Origin of the sequence: Pseudofrankia asymbiotica, assembly GCF_001983105.1 — a bacterium.
GTDB classification, from domain to species: domain Bacteria; phylum Actinomycetota; class Actinomycetes; order Frankiales; family Frankiaceae; genus Pseudofrankia; species Pseudofrankia asymbiotica.
Window position 1 is genome coordinate 23952 of the sequence record NZ_MOMC01000031.1, and the last position, 18036, is coordinate 41987.

The window sequence follows — 18036 nt, forward strand, 5'->3', positions numbered from 1 at the left end:
AACTCTGCTCCCCCTGACCCGGCTGGCAACCCGCCGCGCCAGGCCCCAGGCGGGCGCCTGGAGTCGTGTGGCAAGGGTCACCACCACCACGTTCATCCGTAAGGCCCCGATTAGCGGACCTGCGTCGTTGGAAAGGCGGGGTCGTTGGGAACGTCAGGGTGGACGCTGCCCGGCCGACCACGCACGCTGGTGTCGCGAGGCCGCACCCCGACGCCACACCCAACGCCAGGCGCGGCAGAGGGAGGACGCGATGAACGGGGCCAGCCCCATTTCGACACCCGCGCCGGGTGGGTCGCTGTCGCCGGCGCGCCGCGAGCGCGAGCTGGCCCGCCTGGCCGGCGGCGAGGTCGTCGACCTGCTGGTCGTCGGCGGCGGGGTGACCGGTGCGGGCGTCGCCCTCGACGCCGCGAGCCGAGGGCTGTCGGTCGCGCTCGTCGAGGCGCGGGACCTCGCCTGGGGCACCAGCCGGTGGAGCTCGAAGCTGGTCCACGGCGGCCTGCGCTACCTGGCCAGCGGCGACCTGGGGCTGGCGATGGAGAGCGCCACCGAACGGGACATCCTGCTGCGCCGGACCGCGCCGCACCTGGTCCACCCAGTACCGATCATGGTGCCGCTGACGCCGGCCGTGCGGCGCACCGACGCGGCGATGATGACCGCCGGCCTGCGGGTCGCCGACGGGCTGCGGCACGCCGCGCGCACCCCCAGCGGCACGCTGCCGCCGCCGCGACGGCTCACCGCCGTCGAGGCACACCAGCTCGCCCCGACGCTGCGCGAGACCGGGCTGCGCGGTGGACTGCTCTACTGGGACGGCCAGCTGGTCGACGACGCCCGCCTCGTCGTCGCGATCGCGCGCACGGCCGCGGCCTACGGCGCCCGGGTGCTCACCCGGCTGCGGGTACGCACGCTCGACGGCACCGGGGCGCTCGTCGAGGACACCCTGACCGGTTCGACGTTCTCGCTGCGGGCCCGCGCGGTCGTGAACGCGACGGGGGTGTGGGCGCGGACGCTCGCGCCCGAGGTGCGGCTGCGCCCGAGCCGGGGCACCCACCTGGTGGTCGCCGCGGGCGCGTTCGGGGGCACCCGCACCGCGCTGACCGTGCCGATACCCGGCGAGCGCAACCGCTACGCGCTGGTGCTGCCGCAGGACGACGACCGGGTCTACGTGGGACTCACCGACGTCCCGGCGGACACGGTGGAGGATGTGCCGCGCCCGACCGCCGCCGAGGTCGAGGAGCTGCTCGGCATCGTCTCCGGGGTACTGGACGCTCCGCTGGACCGGGCCGACATGCTCGGCGCGTTCGCCGGGCTGCGCCCGCTCCTCGACGTCGCGGACACCGCCGGCGCCACGGGGGGCGTGGGGGGCCGCGCGGCGTCGCTGGCTCACTCCGTCGCTCACTCGCTACGCGGCCGTTCTCCTTCGTCGGGCGTCCACTCCGCGCCTTCGCTCCCGCGCTCGTCCCGCAGCGCGGACCTGTCCCGCCGGCACGCCGTGCTCGTCGGCCCCGGTGGCGTCGTCACCGTCGTCGGCGGCAAGCTGACGACCTACCGCCGGATGGCGCGCGACGCGGTGGACGCCGCGGTCGCGCACGCCGGCCTCGACGCCGGGGCGTGCCGCACCGCCAGGCTGCCGCTGGTCGGCGCGGCGCCGCGGGCCGAGCTCGCCGCCGTCGCCGCGCCGCGGCGGCTGGTCGAGCGGTACGGCACCGAGGCACCGGCCGTGCTCGCCGAGGCGGGCGGCGATCCGGATCTGCTCGCGCCGGTCGCCGCGGGCATGTCCGCCACGGGCGCGGAGCTGCTGTTCGCGCTGCGGCACGAGGGCGCGCTCGACGTCGACGACCTTCTCGACCGGCGCACCCGGATCGGCCTGGTGGCGGCGGACCGCGCCGCGGCCGCGCCGCGCGCGGCCCGGCTCATCGACCTCGTCGCCGGCGACCGGGTCTGACCGGTCTCGGCCCCGGGCGGGTGGCTGGTCCCCGGATCAGTCGGCGCGGGGCGGGGGCGGCCAGGCCAGCTCGATGATCGCGTTGCCCTCGTCCAGCTCGACCTGGGTGACCAGCGCGCACGTCCACGGCCAGGGTGTGCCGTCCGGCGCGGCCGCCCCGCCCGGCGCCGCCCCGCCCGGCGCCGCCCCGCCCGGCGCCGCCCCGCCCGGCGCCGTCCTGTCCAGGGATGCCTCGCCCGAGGACGCCTCGCCGTCGAGGACGGCCACGCCGGTGACGGCGCCCAGGCTGTCGGCGGCCAGCCGGCCCCCCGGGCCCGCGGAGCGGCTCCGGGCGGCGCCGCCGGGGATGGCCGCCGTGAGGCCGGAGACCGCGGGGTAGGAGATATAGCCCTCGCCGGTGCCGCCCGCGCACAGCAGGGTCACCGTCACCAGGCCGGCCGGCGCGACCCGCAGGGTCTCGCTCAGCAGGTCGACGAGCTCCTCACGGACCTCGCAGGGGATGTCGGCGAACTCGCCGCCCACCTGGAGGGTGACGGTCGCGCCGCGCGCCTCGGCCGCGTCGATCGCCGTCTCCAGCTCGGCGAGCGGGCCGGCGCGGCCGCCGGAGCCGGACAGCATCCGGCGCAGCGCCCTGGCCCGGTTCGCGCAGAGCCGGCGGACCTGCTCGTCGCGCGGGTCGGCCGAGCCGTCCGCGACGGCGCGCAGCAGCGGGAGGACGTCCCGGTTGAGCCGGGCGAGCCGGCGAGCCCGGTCGCGGCGCACCACGGCGGCCGCGTCCTGGTGCGCGCCCAGCTCCGCGTCGAGGTGCGCCGCCCGTGTGGTCGCGTCGGCGGTCGCCCGCAGCACCGGCCCGGCGGTCGTCACCAGCAGCTGGATCGTGGACATCCCGTAGATGGTGCCCAGCAGCCGCACCAGCTCCAGCGGAGTCGCGTCGATCCGGGGCAGGTCGACCGCCAGGGTCACCGCGACCATCACCCCCACGGCCGCGGCCCACTGCCGGGCCGGCCTGGACACGGTGATCGTCAGCAGCAGCACCGTCGGCGCCAGTATCCCGGCCCAGTTGTAGATCCTGATCACGTCGGGGCCGGAGACGAACGCCGCGCCGGCCAGGGTCACCGCGACGGTGAAGCCAAGGGTCGCCAGTGCCTCGACGCCGGTCAGCGCGCGTCGCCAGGTGACGGCCACGACCCGGAACGCGCCCCCGGCCACCACCGCCCACAGCAGGATCGACGCGTACGGCGCGATCGGGGAGAGGACGTCCAGCGACGGCTGGGAGTGCGCGCGGAAGGCGACCGCGGGCAGCGCGAGCACCGCGACGCCGGCCAGCACGGCGATACCGACAGCGCGACGGATGGCCCGCTCGTAGTCCCGGCGCAGGTCGGCGCCGTCGGCCGACTCGACGACCGCGGGGCGCGCCGCCTGCCAGTCCAGCTCGACCCGGGTGCCCTGCCCGGGTGCGGACACGATCCCGGCCCAGCCGCCGACGTCGACCATCCGGCCGTGCACCGAGCCGCTGATCCCGAGGTGGGCCTCCTCTGCGCTTTCACCGCCTTCACCGCCGTCAGCGCCGTTCCCGCCATCGACGGCAGGGGCGGCGGAGTCGCGCGCGAGCGCGGGGTCGTACCGGACGGCGTCGAAGCCGACGCCGTCGTCCTCGATCTCGACGCGCACCCCGTCGCGCCAGCGCACGACACTGACGCGCGCCGCGCCGACGCCGGCGTGCCGGCGGATGTTGGTCAACGCCTCGCGCATCGCCGCGGTGAGCGCGTTCAGCACCTCCGCGGGCAGCAGGTCGTCCACGCCCTCGGCCGGCTCGACGTCGCGCGACCGTTTCGCCCGCCGCGGCCACCGCCGGTCGTCGACGCGGGTGAAGCTCACCGTCACGTCCAGGCCGTCGTCGACGGCCTCCTCGGCGACCGCGCGCACCTGGCGTTCCATCTCGGCGTCCGAGTCGGCGGGGGCGTCGGCGGCACCGCCGGAGCTGGCGAGCAGCTGCTCCACCTGCGCGACGACGCGGCCACAGCGCGCCCTGGCCCGCGCGAGCGTCCCATCGGCCGAGCCGGCGCCGCCGGTCTCCACGCCACCGCCACCACTGGCGCTGGCGACCTCGAGTCCGACACCGCCGAGTCCGATGCCGGCGAGCATGTTCAGCACCGTGTCGTGCAGGAAGCGCTCGCTCGCCCTCGCCGACCGCGCACGCGCCCCGGCGACCAGCTCGGCGCGCGACCGGGCACCGACCGCGTCCAGCCAGGCATCCGCGCCCAGCGCCACCCGCAGCAGCAGGACCACCCCCTGGCGCAGCGTGAGCCCGAYGAACAGCAGCAGGCCGGTAGAGGTCAGGGACTGCGGCCGATGGTCATAGGCCGGAATGAAGTGGGCGCAGGCGAGGGCCAGGATCGCCACCAGTGAGAAGCGCGTGCGCAGCGTGCAGTCCGCGCTCAGGGCGGCGAACACGACGGTGAGGCAGACCCACGAGCTCGGGTCACCCAACGAGGCGTCGGGCACCGTCCAGGGCGCCGTCAGCCCGACGGCGATCCCGACGGCCACGTCGACAAGGACCAGTGCCCGTGGCAGCGCCCGCCGGGCGGTGATCGCGATGTAGACGAGGCTCCAGGCCACCACGAGCACCGGGCCGACCAGGCCGCCCGGATGTTGGCCGTACCAGTCGTGCCACCAGATCCATACGTAGACGATGGTGAACACCACGACCAGGCCGCGCAGCACGGCCAGGCCGCGGAAGAACACCGCGGAAAATGTGTCAAGAGCGCGGGCCGGCATTCGGCGTTTCCCCCCACTGCCTGCAGAGCGGCGCAGTCCCGTGTCTTTCTACGATGCCGCATTTACCGGGCGCGTGGGGTGTCCGCCACGGCGCCGTCGGTGCCGGCGCGTTCGCCGCGGCGGCCGGGGGCCCTTTCGGGCGGCCCCACCAGACGGCACAGGCCAAAGGCCACGCGACCATGGCGAAGCCCGCGTGGCCGGAGGCCCCACCAGACGGCACAGGCCAAAGGCCACGCGACCATGGCGAAGCCGCGCGGCCAGCGGCTCGCTACGCGGCGGGTACGTCGACGCGGCAGGTGAGCACGCGGGACTCCCGGGTCGCGCGGCGCTCGTCGTCCAGGAACGAGCGGGCCGTGCAGATGAACAGGGTGTGCCCGTCGGCGCCGCCCAGCGCGCAGGCGTAGGCGGTCTCGACGCCTGTCCGCACCTCCTCGCTGACCTCGCCGCCCTCGTGGACCCGCAGCACCCGGTCGTGGAACGCGTCCGCGACCCAGATGGCACCCTCCGCGTCGGCGCAGATGCCGTCCGCGGCCGCGGGCCTGTCATCGGCCGGCAGGCCGGGCGCCCGCAGCGCGCCGGAGCCGAGGTCGGCCCAGACCCGCTGGTTGACCAGAGCGCCGTCCTCGGCGATGTCGAAGGCGGTGAGCCGGTTCTCGAAGGTCTCGGCGACGACGAGCGTCCGCGGGCCGCCGGCGGCGGGGAGGATGACCGAGCCGTTCGGGAACATCAGGTCCTTGGCCGCGACGCTGGTGGCGCCGTCCGGGTCGACGCGCATGAGCACGGTCGGACGGGGCGTCTCGCCGGCCATCAGGTCGAAACCGAAGTTCCCGGCGTACGCGCGGCCGTGCTCGTCGACCACGAGGTCGTTGAGATGTCCGCCGCAGAACGCGGCCAGGTCGGCGTGCACGGCGAGGTCACCGGTCGGCTCCTGGCGCAGCAGGTGCCGGTCGAGCATCGAGACGACGAGCATCCGGCCGTCGGGCAGCCAGCCAAGGCCGGACGGCTGGCCCGGCACCTCGGCCACCACCTCGGCCGAGCCGCTGACCGGGTCGACCGCGAGCACCTCGCCCAGGTAGAGATCGGAGACCCACAGCCGGCCGGCGCGCCAGCGAGGTCCCTCCAGGAACGAACGACCTTCGAGCAGCACCGAAACAGGGGTGGGGGTCACCCGGATCTCCATTCGTCGACGTGAGCGCGACGGCCCCGTCGCCAGCGTCGACCGACGGATCCGACCCCACACCGTAACGGCCGGCTTCTCTGGGTCATAGGTGCCCCTTCAGGGCAGGATTCCTATACCGCCGCATGAGGCATGCCGGGCCGGACGAGACAGCGCCGAGGGCACCGACGCGGGCCTGGGACCCGTGGTTAGCGACGGCTAACCCCCAGGAAGTTAGGGGCTGCTAACCAGCCGAGCCAAGACGGCTCTCGCGAGCGGTAATCTGCCTGCATGCCAGGGCGCACCACGACAGGCGCCGAGGCGACCTCCTCAGACGACAGCCCTCCGGGTGGCCCCGACGGCCCCGACGGCGCCGTGGCCGGGAGCGCGGCGGAGAACACCACGGCGCCAGCGGCGCCCGTGGCCGCTGCGCCCGCGCCCGCGCCGGGGGCACGGCGCGAGCAGTTGTTGGCCGCCGCGGCGCGGCTGATGGCCGACCGGGGCTACCACGGCGTCAGCATCAACGACATCGGCGCGGCAGCCGGCGTCTCCGGCCCCGCGGTCTACAAGCACTTCCCCAGCAAGCAGGCGATCCTCACCGAGCTGCTGGTGGGCATCAGCGAGCGGCTGCTGGCCGAGGGGACGATCAGGGCCGAGGCCGCGGCGAGCCCCGACGAGGCGTTGGACGCGCTGGTGCACTGGCACGTGTCGTTCGCGCTCGGTTCCCCCGAGCTGATCCGCCTCCAGGACCGCGACCTCGCCAGCATGGACGAGACGGCGGCGCGGTCCGTCCGCCGCCTGCAGCGCCGGTACGTGGAGATCTGGGTGGCCCAGCTGCGGGCACGCGACCCGGGGACCGCCGAGGACGCGGCGCGCGCCGCCGTCCACGCCACGTTCGGCCTGCTCAACTCGACTCCGTACAGCGCCACGGGCGGCGCCGCCCGCCTCGGCCGCGCCCGCATGGCCAACCTCCTGCACCGCCTGGGCCTGGCCGCCCTGCACGCCGCCAGCTGAGCCGGCCGCGGCCTCGTCCAGGACGAGACCGGTCCTCGCGCACGCTCCTGGTCCGGGACCCGAGGCACCTCGAGTGGATATTTAATACCGTTCTTCTGTTTCCGTGAATGCTGGTCGCTGCACATTCGGGTCCGCGGCGCAACGTATGGACCCGCGCCCTTGTTTCGGCAGCTTTACCGACGGCCCTTCCTCTAGGCACCCGCCAGGACCGCCCCCGAAAGCGGGCACGCTTCCCGCTGTGACGTTCACAACGCCCCAGCGCGCCCTGCCGAGTCCAAGGCGCAGCGGCGCCTCGGCGTGTACCCGCAGGTAACAGCCATGCCGTCGGGAGTACCGGGCGAGACGGGCACGCCACGCCGCCCATCCGGCGCCAGGTATTTCAGCCCGCCCGGGACGCACCACACACGGCGCGCAGACACAAGTGATTGACCACGAACCGCCGCCTCGGTACCAACTATTTCACCGCGTATCCGACGTTCGGAGGGACGCGCGGGTGAGGCATCCGCGCGTCCCTCCTTTGGCAGTGCCGCCGTTCGTCGGTGACGCGACGCATCAAACGCACTGGTCATGTCCCCTGTCGGCAGTGCAGCCGAAGTGGTCGGGTACCCCGGCCACTGGCATGGCCAGGTTTCGCTGGCGGAGGTTCGCTGAGGTTGAAACCCCAGAACCCGGCCCGCGCGCTCGCCTGACCAGACGACTCCTGACCAGACAGACCGCCTGCCCAGACGACCCTCCCCGCTCGGAGATCCGCTCCCGCGGATCCCTGGAGACCCCGGGGGTGGCCGGCCCGCCAGCAGCGTTTCTTTCCCAACCCGTTCGCGATGCCCGTCGTCGCGAACGGATCTCGTGTTCCCGCACTCGTTGTCCCAGGACCGGGGCGCCGTCGTCGGCATCCCCGAAACCACCACTGGAGGTTCCCTCATGCACCGGACATCGGCCCCGTCGGCGCCACGCGCCGCCGGGTCACCACGGCGGCGTACCGCATTGCCCCCATCCACCGGCGCCTCGGCCGGTGGGCTGGGTATCCAGGCCCTGTCCCCCATCGCCGAAAACACGTTCAAGCCCTTCGGCGGTCTCTCCACTCGCTCCGCCGGTCTCGGCGAGGTCGCCACCCGCGGGGTGACCCGCCAGGTGCGTCGCAGCTCCGGCCGCCTCGGCGGCGGCGGCGAACCCGCCGCCTCGCGGACCTGCCGGATCCCCGTCGCCGATCCGGCGGGGACTCCGTCGCCGGTCCGGACGGGAGCCCGGGCCCGATGAGGATCGGTGTGGCGCGCGAGACCGCGCCGGGCGAACGGCGGGTCGCCCTCATCCCGCAGGAGATCGACGGCCTGCGCAAGGCCGGCCACGACGTGGTCGTCGAGGCCGGCGCCGGCGAGAGCGCGGGCTTCCCCGACGCGGCCTACGCCGAACGCGGCGCGATCGTCGGCACCGCGTCCGACGTGCTCGCCACCGACGTCACGCTGTTCGTCCGCACCCCTGGATCGGCCGCCGCGGAGGCGGGCGAGCTCGTCGGCGGGCTACGGCCGGGGCAGGTGGTCATCGGCCTCGGCGACCCGTTGGGGACGCCCGCGGCCGCGGCCGCGCTCGCCGCGCGCGGCGTCACCAGCTTCGCGCTGGAGCTGCTGCCTCGTATCACCCGGGCGCAGGCGATGGACGTGCTGAGCTCGCAGGCGACGCTCGCGGGCTACAAGGCGGCTCTGCTCGCCGCCGGCCGGCTGAACAAGATCCTCCCGATGATGACGACGGCCGCGGGCACGCTGCCCCCGGCGCGGGCGCTGGTGATCGGCGCCGGGGTGGCCGGTCTGCAGGCGATCGCGACCTGCAAGCGGATCGGGGCGGTCGTCTCCGCCTATGACGTGCGCGCGGCCGCCGCCGAGCAGGCCGCGAGCGTCGGCGCGACGTTCGTCGACCTGGGACTGGAGACGGAGAGCGCCGAGACTGCCGGCGGCTACGCCAGCGCGCAGAGCGAGGACTTCCTGCGCCGCCAGCGGGAGGCGCTCGGCAAGGTCGTCGCCGCCCAGGACATCGTGATCTCGACCGCGCAGGTGCAGGGCAGGCGCGCACCGGTGATCGTGACCGCGGACATGGTCCGGGCGATGGCGCCCGGCTCGATCGTGGTCGACATCGCCGCCGCGCAGGGCGGCAACTGCGAGCTGTCGAGGCCGGACGAGGAGGTCGACGTCGGCGGGGTGACGGTGCTCGCCCCGACGAACCTGCCGGCGACCGTGCCCGCGCACGCCAGCCGGCTGTACGCGAAGAACCTCGTCAACTTCCTCCGGTTGCTCCTCGTCGACGACGCGGTCCGCCTCGACCTGACGGACCCGATCATCGCGGACACGCTGATCACCCATGGCGGCGAGGTCGTCTCCGCCCGGGTGCGCGATCTGCTGGGCCTCGCGGCTCTCGACACCACCACGGCGACAGACGCCACCGGCTCTCCCGATGAGGCCGGATCTGCGGACATCGCCGCGGCGACGGATGCCGGCGCGGCGACCAATACCGGTGCCGCCGACAGCGGCCGCGAGACGGCCGCCACCGCGACCACGGCTGGAGGGTGAGCCCGATGTCCCCCGCGATCGAGAGCGGCCTGTACGTGTTCCTGCTGGCGAGCTTCGTCGGCTTCGAGGTGATCCGGCGGGTGCCGCCGTTGTTCCACACCCCGCTGATGTCGCTGACCAACGCGGTCGCCGGCATCTCGCTGGTCGGCAGCCTGGTCATCGCCGGCTCCGACCATGGCGTCGTGTCGACCCTCCTCGGCACGATCGCCGTCACGGCGTCGACGATCAACGTGGTCGGTGGGTTCCTCATCACCGACCGGATGCTGAAGATGTTCCGCCCCCGCGACGCGGCCGGTAAGGGCKCGCCGGCCGGCGGGGCGGGCCCCAGCGCCGCCGACTGGCTGCGCGCCAGGTTCCGCAAGGACACCGCCACCACGACCGGGGCCACGACCAGGACCGGGACCGCGACTGCCCAGGAGACCGCTCGATGAACGACTACATCGTGCCCCTGTGCTACCTGGCCGCCGGTGGTCTGTTCATCGTCGGGCTCAAGGGCATCACCCAGCCGAAGACGGCGCGGCGCGGACTGCAGGCCGCGGAGCTCGGCATGCTGTTCGCGATCATCGGCACGCTGGTCAACAAGGAGATCGTCGACTTCCGCTGGATCATCCTGGCGTTCGTCGTCGGATCGGCCATTGGCGCGCTGATGGCGGTCTTCGTCCCGATGACGGCCATGCCACAGCGGATCGCGCTCTCGCACGCCTTCGGCGCGCTCGCCGCCGGTCTCGTCGGCACGGCCGAGTACTACAACCACCAGCCCGAGATCGGGGCCTTCACCATGGCCGCGATCACGCTGGAGGTGCTGCTCGGTTTCCTCACCTTCACCGGCAGCCTGATGGCGTTCGGCAAGCTGCACGAGATCCTGCCCGGCCGCCCGCAGGTGTACCGCGGACAGAACGTCGTGAACCTTCTGACGCTCGTCGTCGCCGTGGCGGCGGGCGTGTGGCTGGTCGTCGACCCGTCGCGGACGTACCTGTTCCCGGTCGTCGCGGTCCTGGCGGCGGCGTTCGGCGTCATGCTGATCATCCCGATCGGCGGCGCGGACATGCCGACCGTCATCTCGCTGCTGAACTCCTACGCCGGCCTGTCCTCGGTCGCGATGGGTTTCGCGCTGGACAACAAGGCGCTCATCATCGCGGGCGCGCTCGACGGCTCGGCCGGGTTCCTGCTCTCGGTCATCATGTGCCGGGCGATGAACCGGTCGTTCACGAACGTGCTGTTCGGCGCGTTCGGCCAGGCGGACACGTCCGCCGCGGCGGCCGGCGTCGTGGAGGAGCGACCGGTGCGCAGCGCCTCCACCGAGGAGGCGGCGATGCTGCTGGAGACGGCCCGCTCGGTCATCATCGTGCCCGGTTACGGGCTCGCCGTGGCCCAGGCCCAGCACCGCATCCGCGAACTGGCCGACGTGCTGACCCGCAACGGCGCCCAGGTCCGGTTCGCCATCCACCCGGTCGCCGGCCGGATGCCCGGTCACATGAACGTGCTGCTCGCCGAGGCTGACGTGCCCTACGACCAGATCCTCGACATGGACGAGATCAACGCCGATTTCGCCCAGACCGACGTCGCCCTCGTCGTCGGCGCGAACGACGTGACGAACCCGGCCGCGAAGACGAACAAGGACAGCCCGATCTACGGCATGCCGATCCTCGACGTCGAAAGCGCCAGGACCGTCATGGTCGTCAAACGCGGCATGAAGGCCGGCTTCGCCGGCGTCGAGAACGAGCTCTACTACCAGGACAAGACCCTCATGATCTTCGGCGACGCCAAGAAGGTCGCCGAGGGCCTCGTCCGTGACCTGGAGGCATCCGTGCACGCCTGAGCCGTGCACGCTCGCTCCAACCGGGACCAGCCCAGGGAATGAGTGACTGGGCTGGTCCCGGCAGCCATGAAACATGAAACTGGACTGGCCCGGCCGGTCTCATCAAGGCGACGGTGCGGCCCACGGGCGCGACCTGGTCCGAGTCGTGTTCCGCGTTCCGTGGGTCAGCGCGCCGGCGCCGGCGAGACGCCGAGGATGGCGTGCATGGTGCGCAGCGCCCAGGTCGGCGCCTGGGTCTCGCCGTGGAGCTGCCGGGCCGGGTTGATGCCGGCGGCCAGCGCCTCCAGGCCGAAGACGGCCTGGTCGGGGTCGAGGTCGGCGGCGAGCTCGCCGGCCGCGATGGCAGTCCTGATCTCCGCGGCGAGGGTGCGGCGCCAGCGGCCGGTGACGACGACCAGGGCGTCGTGCACCGGACCGATCCGGCCGTCCCACTCGAAACTGGTCTCGGCTATGAAGCAGCCGCCGGCGAACCCGGGTGCCTCGGCGTAGCGGGTCCACGAGGCGCAGATCCCGAGCAGACGTTCCAGGCCCGGCCGCAGGTGGCGCACCGGTTCCCAGACTCGTTGGCGAAAGAGATCCGCCGCGTGGTCGAGGGTGGCGAGCTGGAGCTGCTCCTTGGTGCCGAAGTGGCCGATCACGCCCGACTTGCTCATCTCCAGGTCGGCCGCGAGCCGCCCGATCGTGAGTCCCTCGAGTCCTTCGACCGACGCGATGTCGGCGGCGCGCCGCAGGATCGCCACGCGTGTGTCGAGCGCGTCGGCGACGGAGCGGCGGCCGGTCACCGGGTCAGCATACCGATCGACCGTTCGCTCTTGAAGTACGAACGTTCGGACGCTAAATTTCGGCGTCATGAGCTCCCAGCCCCTGTCCTCCGCCGCCCCACCGGCCAGCCCGGCCCCGGGCCAGTCGCCAGCCCCGGACGGGCCGACGCCGTCCGCGACGGCGCCACCGTCCGCGGCGGCGCCAGCCCGCTCGGCCCGAACCGCGATGGTGCTCGCCTGTGGTGGTTCGTTCCTGGCCTTCCTGGACGCGACGATCACCAACCTGGCGGTCCCCGACCTCGCCCGCGACTTCGAGGTCGGCGTGACCTCGGTGTCCTGGGTGGTGACGCTTTACGCGCTGCCGTTCGCCGCGCTCCTCGCGCCCTCCGGACGGCTTGCCGACCTGTTCGGCCGCCGCCGGCTGTTCGTCGCCGGCGCGGCCCTGTTCACGGCCGCCTCGCTGCTGGCGGTGGTCGCGCCGCTGTTCTGGGTCCTCCTCGCCGCCCGCGCCGCGCAGGGAGTCGGCGCGGCGCTGCTGATCCCCGCGTCGTTCGCGATCGTGCTCGCCGACACTCCGCCCGACCGCCGCGCCGCCGCCATCGGCCTGTGGAGCGCCTCGGCGGGGCTCGCGGCGGTCGCCGGCCCGGCGGTCGGCGGAATTCTCGTGGACGTCGCCAGCTGGCGGGTGCTGTTCTGCGTCAACCTGCCGATCGGGTTGTGGTTGATCGAACGCGCCGTCCGCTACCAGCCCGCGACCGCGCCAACCGGGGCCGACACCGCGCGGCGCCGCGCGCCTGACGCCCTGGCCACCGTCCTGCTCGCCGGCGGCATCGGTGCCGTCGTCCTCGGCCTGACCGAGGCGGAGCGGTGGGGCTGGGCGAGCCCGGCGACGCTGGGGTTCCTGCTGGGGGGCGTCCTGGGCATGGCCGCGGCCGTCGGCCGGTCGGCCCACCATCCGGCCCCGGCCATCGAGGTCGACCTGTGGCGCAGCCCGGGCTACGCGCTCGCCAACGTGATCTCCGCGCTGTTCGGCGCCGCGCTGTACGCGTCGCTGCTGCTCGGCGTGCTGTTCCTCGTGGAAGCCTGGCAGTACTCGGTGCTCACCGCCGGCCTCGCGATGACGCCGACGGCCGGCTGGGCCGCGCTCGTCGGTGTCTCGATCGGCCGGTCCCGGCGGCAACCGGCGCCCTGGGTGCTGGTCGTCGGCGGCGGCACCCTGATCACCGTGACCTCACTGGTGCTCGCGATCTGGCTTCCCGCCGACCCGCGCTTCCTCACCGTCTGGCTGCCGGCCGGGCTGGGCCTCGGCGTCGGCATCGGCGCGGTCAGCGTCGGGGTGTCCAGCGCCGCGGCCCTGGCGGTGGAGCCCCGGCGGTTCGCGGCGGCGGTCGGCCTGAACATCGCGGCGCGCCAGGTCGGCGGGGCGGTCGGGGTGGCCGCGACCGCGCTCCTGCTCGACGGCCAGCCTGGCGACGGCATCGGCGCTTTCCGGGACGTCTACTGGATGATGACGGCGCTGTGCGGCGCGGTCGCCGTCGTCGGCCTCCTGCTGCGCCCGTCGCGTCGCCCGAGCCGGCCCACCCAGGAGGCCGGCCGGTGACCGTCCTTGACGACACCCTGGAGCGGACGGATCCCGACTGTCTGACCCCCGCCGAGGAGGCCGCCCTGCTGCGCGCCGCGCCGTGGCGGCGGCTGGTGGTGCTGGGCGACAGCATCGCCGCCGGGGTGCGCGAACCCCGCGCCGGCTACCGGGACCTGTGCTTCGCCGACCGGCTCGCGGCGGCGCTCGCCGACGGGAGAAAGGCACCGCGGGACCGGCCTCACCGGTCAGGCGAACCCGGTGACGCCCGCCATCTGGACTATCTCAACCTCGACTATCTCAACCTCGGCGTGCCGTGGGCCTGTCTCACCGACGTCCGCGACGGCCAGCTGCCCGCGGCGCTGCGGTTCGAGCCGGACCTCGCGCTGATCGCCGCCGGCGGCAATGACACGCTCCGCCCCGACTACGACCCCGACCGGGCCTGGCGCGAGCTGCTGGACATCGCCCTCCCGCTCGCCGACCGGGGTGTGCTGGTGGTGACCATCGGCCTGTTCGACCTCGCCCGCTCGGGGCTGGTCTCGCCACGGACCGGGGCGACGATGGCCAGCCGGCTCGACCGGCTCGACGTGATCACCGCCGCCGTCGCGGCCCAGGTCGGGGGCCTGCACGTCGACACCCATCACCATCCGCGCGCGGCCGACCCGGCGATCTTCGCCAGCGACCGCGTGCACGCCAACGCGGCCGGCCACGCCATCGCGTCGGCCGCGATCATCCGAACGCTCGCGGCCCGTCTGGGGGACCCCGACGCCGGGCAGCGGGTGGATCGTCAGTGAGCCCGGCCGTGCTGGCCCGCGAGCGCGCTGATCCCGGATCCGGGTGACGGGGCCGGCGTAGCGTGGTTACCGTTCGGCAGAGCTACGGCCGGCGCGGCTCAGGGACAAAATTGGGCCTACCGATCGAAGGCCCGGCCCGCCGGGCCACGCCCTTGGCTGCCCGCAGTCCGTGCCAGGAGGAACGCGATGACCGCGACGACGCCCGTAGGCGCCTCCCCCGCCGCCTCGCCCCCCGCGGCCACGCCCCCCGCCGCCGCGGCCACCGGGCTTACGCGCCGGCTCGACGCGGCGCTGCTGGCGCGGCTGGTCGCGGGCGTGACCGCCACGGGCGAGCCGACGACGGTCACGGCCCCGTTCACCGGCGAGCCGCTGGTCTCGTTGCCGCAGTCGACGGCCGATGACGTCCAGGCCGCCTACGCCTCAGCGCGGGCGGCGCAGGCCTCATGGGCCGCCACACCGGTCCGCGACCGGTCCACCGTCCTCGCCCTGCTGCACGACCTGGTGCTGCGTCGGCGGGACGAGGCGCTCGACATCCTGCAGTGGGAGACCGGCAAGGCCCGTGGGCACGCGTTCGAGGAGGTGCTCGAGGTCGCCGCCTGCGCGCAGCACTTCAGCCGCAGAGCGCCCCGGCTGCTCGCGCCGCGCCGCCGGCCCGGCGCGTTCCCCGTGTTGACGCGGGCCGTCGAGTCACGCCGGCCGAAGGGCGTCGTCTGCGTGATCACCCCGTGGAACTACCCGCTCGCGCTGTCCGACGACGTCCTGCCGGCCCTGGTGGCGGGCAACGCGGTCGTGCAGAAGCCGGACACGCAGACGGCGTTGTCCGCGCTCTGGCTACGCGAGCTGGCGATCGAGGCCGGCCTGCCGTCCGCGCTGTGGCAGGTGGTGCTGGGTGACCGGGACACCATCGGCGACCCGCTGATCGACGGCGCGGACTTCGTCGCGTTCACCGGGTCGACCACCGCCGGCCGGACGATCGCCGCGCGCGCCGGCCAGCGGCTGATCGGGTGCTCCCTCGAGCTGGGCGGCAAGAACCCGATGGTCGTGCTCGCCGACGCCGACGTCGACAAGGCGGCCAGAGGCGCCATCCGGGCCTGCTTCAACAACGCCGGTCAGCTGTGCGTCTCCATCGAGCGGATCTACGTCGACCGTTCCGTGCACGACGCGTTCGTGCGGGCGTTCGTGGGCGCGGTCGGCCGGCTCCGGCTCGGCGCCACCCTCGACCGCACGACCGACGTGGGCTCGCTCACCTACCAGCGCCAGCTCGACGCCGTCCGCGCGCACGTCGACGACGCGGTCTCCCGGGGAGCGACGGTGCTCGCCGGCGGCAGGCAGCGCCCCGACCTGGGCCCGCTGTTCTACGAGCCGACCGTGCTCACCGACGTCACCCCCGACATGTCTCTCTACCGCGACGAGACGTTCGGGCCCGTCGTGGCGATCTACCCGGTGGACGGCGACGAGGCCGCGGTCGCCGCGGCCAACGACACCGAGTACGGCCTGAACGCCTGCGTGTGGAGCCGGGACACCGGTCATGCCCGCGCGGTCGCGGCACGCATCGACGCCGGCACGGTCAACATCAACGAGGGCTACGCGTCGGCCTACGGKTCGCAGGGAGCGCCCATGGGCGGCATGAAGGCCTCCGGTCTCGGCCGGCGCCACGGCGACGAGGGCCTGCTCAAGCTCACCGAACCCCAGACCGTCGCCAGCCAGCACCTCCTCGGTTTCGACCCGCCCGCCTTCCTCGGCCCCGACCGCTACGCCACCGTCCTCACCCACACCCTCACCGCCCTGAAGCGCCTCCACATCCGGTAGGGCCGGCGCATCGCGCCAGCTGTCGGGATCGTGGTCGGTGTCCGGACCGCGTCGGYGCGGCCACCACATGATCGACGGCCAGTCTGCCAACATGATCACGGTCAGTCCGCCGCGCCCTCCACGATCCATCTGCCCGCATGACCACGCACAGTCCGCCACACCCACGTGGTCGTTCCGCTGTCGAGTAGCCCCGTTCGTACGCGGGTGGGCTGTCACCGACCGCAGCCCATGGGAGCCCGGCGCGGGCTCCGCCCGGCCGACCATGGTTCCGCGGAACCATGGTCGGCGCCTCGACCGTGACCGCCTCCGCGGATCGAACATGATCATGGCCACAAACCGACCGGGATCATGCCCTCAAAACGACCGTGACCATGGCCGTAAACTGACCGTGACCATGGTCGTGAACCAACCACGATCATGCCTGTAAACTGACCGTGACCATGGCCGCGAACCGACCGGGACCGGGTCCAGAACCAACATCGGCCCGCAGAGCCAACGGAGGTCGGGATGATGTCCGAGCAGCTGAGCCTTGACCTCTTCCCTCGGCGCGCCGCCGAACGCGTATCGGAGGCACTCGCCGACACACGGGTAGTCGTCATCAGCGGCGCGCGCCAGGTCGGCAAGAGCACCCTTGCCGAGATCACGGTTGGCGCTCGCGACAACACRCTGGCCCTTTACCTGGACGACGAGGCCACCCGAACCGCCGCGGAATATGATCCCACCGGCTTCGTCAGCCACGACGGTCTCATCATGATCGACGAGATCCAGCGCATGCCGAGACTACTACTTCCGATCAAGCGTGAAGTCGATCGGAATCCCCGGCCAGGCCGCTTCCTGCTCACCGGATCCGCTCAGCTATGGGCGATGCGGAGCATTCCGGACATCCTCCCCGGGAGATCCGAGACCATCGAGCTGTGGCCACTCTCTCAGGGCGAGATCAACGGGCAGCCTGACGGGTTCGTGGACAGGGTCTTCACCGAGACCGAGCCAGTTCTGGCACGCAGCCCACTACGCCGCCGGGACTATATTGAGCGCGCGCTGCAGGGAGGGTTTCCCGGGGCCGTTCGACGAGTTGACCCCCGGYGGCGCTCGCGCTTCTTTGAAGCATATATAGATGATCTCGTCGTTCGAGATATCCGCCAGGTCTCCGAGATCGAGAAGATCGCGGAACTGCGCAGACTCGTCCATGCTCTGGYCGCGGTGATGAGCGGCATACTTGTTCCCCACCGCCTCAGCAGCGACCTGGAAGTGCCGGTCACAACCGTTCGGCGATACATCGACGCGCTTGAGCTCGTCTACGTTGTCCGWAGAATCCCAGCCTGGTCAAGAAACCTCACAGCCAGGGTCAMCCACAAGCCCAAGGTCATATTCGTGGACTCTGGCCTCGCCGGCCATCTGACGGGAATGACGATTCGCCAGGCTTCTCATCCGGCGGCCGCCATCGGACCGCTGATCGAAAATTTTGCGCTCGGCGAACTGGCCCGGCAGCTGACCTGGTCCGAAGAACCAGTCTCCATGTTTCACTACCGGGACCAAGACCGTCACGAGGTAGACGCGGTGCTGGAACGCTCGTCCGGAGAGATCGTGGGCATCGAGGTGAAAGCGGCCGAGACTGTACGCGCGGAGGACTTTCGTGGATTGCGTCACCTCTATGAACGGCTAGGAGATGAGCACTTTCACGCCGGCTACGTCCTTTACGCGGGCGCCGAGGTGCTCCGATTCGGTCCGCGCATGCGAGCAGTACCGATCTCCACTCTCTGGACTACCCCACCGTCCCCGTCATCGTCATAGACCCCCATACCGGCCTCTGGCCTAACCAGGCAGAC

At 73.0% G+C, this 18036-nt stretch carries 12 protein-coding genes; 9 read left to right on the forward strand and 3 right to left on the reverse strand.

All coding sequences use genetic code 11. The features are described from left to right. Positions 1 to 250 precede the first annotated feature (250 nt). Positions 251 to 1942 carry a glycerol-3-phosphate dehydrogenase/oxidase gene (locus tag BL253_RS16100; RefSeq protein ID WP_076817759.1) on the forward strand — a complete coding sequence of 564 codons (1692 nt, stop codon included), beginning with the start codon at positions 251 to 253 and terminating at the stop codon, positions 1940 to 1942. 36 nt (positions 1943 to 1978) lie between these two features. Here BL253_RS16100 and BL253_RS16105 read toward each other — a convergent pair whose 3' ends face one another. Next, a complete protein-coding gene (locus BL253_RS16105; protein ID WP_096336018.1) occupies positions 1979 to 4720 on the reverse strand; it encodes an ATP-binding protein in 2742 nt (913 codons plus the stop codon). A 268-nt stretch (positions 4721 to 4988) separates the two neighbouring features. Next, on the reverse strand, positions 4989 to 5888 hold the full coding sequence (locus tag BL253_RS16110; protein WP_198946280.1) for an SMP-30/gluconolactonase/LRE family protein: 900 nt from the start codon (positions 5886 to 5888) through the stop codon (positions 4989 to 4991). 279 nt (positions 5889 to 6167) lie between these two features. On the opposite strand from BL253_RS16110, the gene BL253_RS16115 reads away from it, so the two are divergent. The 4 genes from BL253_RS16115 (at position 6168) to BL253_RS16135 (ending at position 11267) form a co-directional block, all read left to right on the forward strand. After that, positions 6168 to 6890, forward strand: a complete 723-nt coding sequence (locus BL253_RS16115; RefSeq protein ID WP_198946281.1) for an SACE_7040 family transcriptional regulator — start codon at positions 6168 to 6170, stop codon at positions 6888 to 6890. Positions 6891 to 8155: 1265 nt separating this feature from the next. Continuing rightward, on the forward strand, positions 8156 to 9448 hold the full coding sequence (locus tag BL253_RS16125; protein ID WP_241834842.1) for an NAD(P) transhydrogenase subunit alpha: 1293 nt from the start codon (positions 8156 to 8158) through the stop codon (positions 9446 to 9448). Between the two features lie 5 nt (positions 9449 to 9453). Next, on the forward strand, positions 9454 to 9879 hold the full coding sequence (locus tag BL253_RS16130) for an NAD(P) transhydrogenase subunit alpha part 2 (protein ID WP_076817767.1): 426 nt from the start codon (positions 9454 to 9456) through the stop codon (positions 9877 to 9879). Beyond that, the gene (locus BL253_RS16135) at positions 9876 to 11267 is read left to right on the forward strand and encodes an NAD(P)(+) transhydrogenase (Re/Si-specific) subunit beta (RefSeq protein WP_076817768.1); all 1392 of its coding nucleotides are present in this window, start codon (positions 9876 to 9878) and stop codon (positions 11265 to 11267) included. The genes BL253_RS16130 and BL253_RS16135 overlap by 4 nt, the downstream gene beginning before the upstream one ends. A gap of 164 nt (positions 11268 to 11431) precedes the next feature. Here the strand turns inward: BL253_RS16135 and BL253_RS16140 are convergent, their stop codons facing one another. Continuing rightward, the gene (locus tag BL253_RS16140; RefSeq protein WP_076817769.1) at positions 11432 to 12049 is read right to left on the reverse strand and encodes a TetR/AcrR family transcriptional regulator; all 618 of its coding nucleotides are present in this window, start codon (positions 12047 to 12049) and stop codon (positions 11432 to 11434) included. A 67-nt stretch (positions 12050 to 12116) separates the two neighbouring features. Between BL253_RS16140 and BL253_RS16145 the strand changes: the two genes are divergently transcribed. The 4 genes from BL253_RS16145 to BL253_RS16160 all read left to right on the forward strand — a co-directional run bounded on the left by BL253_RS16145 (position 12117) and on the right by BL253_RS16160 (position 18001). After that, entirely contained in the window at positions 12117 to 13628 is a 1512-nt protein-coding gene (locus BL253_RS16145; protein WP_076817771.1) for an MFS transporter, read from the forward strand. Next, on the forward strand, positions 13625 to 14401 hold the full coding sequence (locus tag BL253_RS16150; RefSeq protein ID WP_076817773.1) for a GDSL-type esterase/lipase family protein: 777 nt from the start codon (positions 13625 to 13627) through the stop codon (positions 14399 to 14401). The genes BL253_RS16145 and BL253_RS16150 overlap by 4 nt, the downstream gene beginning before the upstream one ends. A 186-nt stretch (positions 14402 to 14587) precedes the next feature. Continuing rightward, a complete protein-coding gene (locus tag BL253_RS16155; protein WP_076817774.1) occupies positions 14588 to 16210 on the forward strand; it encodes a succinic semialdehyde dehydrogenase in 1623 nt (540 codons plus the stop codon). Between the two features lie 507 nt (positions 16211 to 16717). Next, complete coding sequence (locus BL253_RS16160; protein ID WP_076817778.1) at positions 16718 to 18001, forward strand: ATP-binding protein; 1284 nt, start codon at positions 16718 to 16720, stop codon at positions 17999 to 18001. Positions 18002 to 18036 lie beyond the last annotated feature (35 nt).

Excerpts from the sequence above, each read along its gene's own strand:
- BL253_RS16100 (WP_076817759.1), top strand. The coding sequence starts at position 251 with ATGAACGGGGCCAGCCCCATTTCGACACCCGCGCCGGGTGGGTCGCTG.
- BL253_RS16145 (WP_076817771.1), top strand. The coding sequence starts at position 12,117 with ATGAGCTCCCAGCCCCTGTCCTCCGCCGCCCCACCGGCCAGCCCGGCC.
- BL253_RS16115 (WP_198946281.1), top strand. The coding sequence starts at position 6,168 with ATGCCAGGGCGCACCACGACAGGCGCCGAGGCGACCTCCTCAGACGAC.
- BL253_RS16135 (WP_076817768.1), top strand. The coding sequence starts at position 9,876 with ATGAACGACTACATCGTGCCCCTGTGCTACCTGGCCGCCGGTGGTCTG.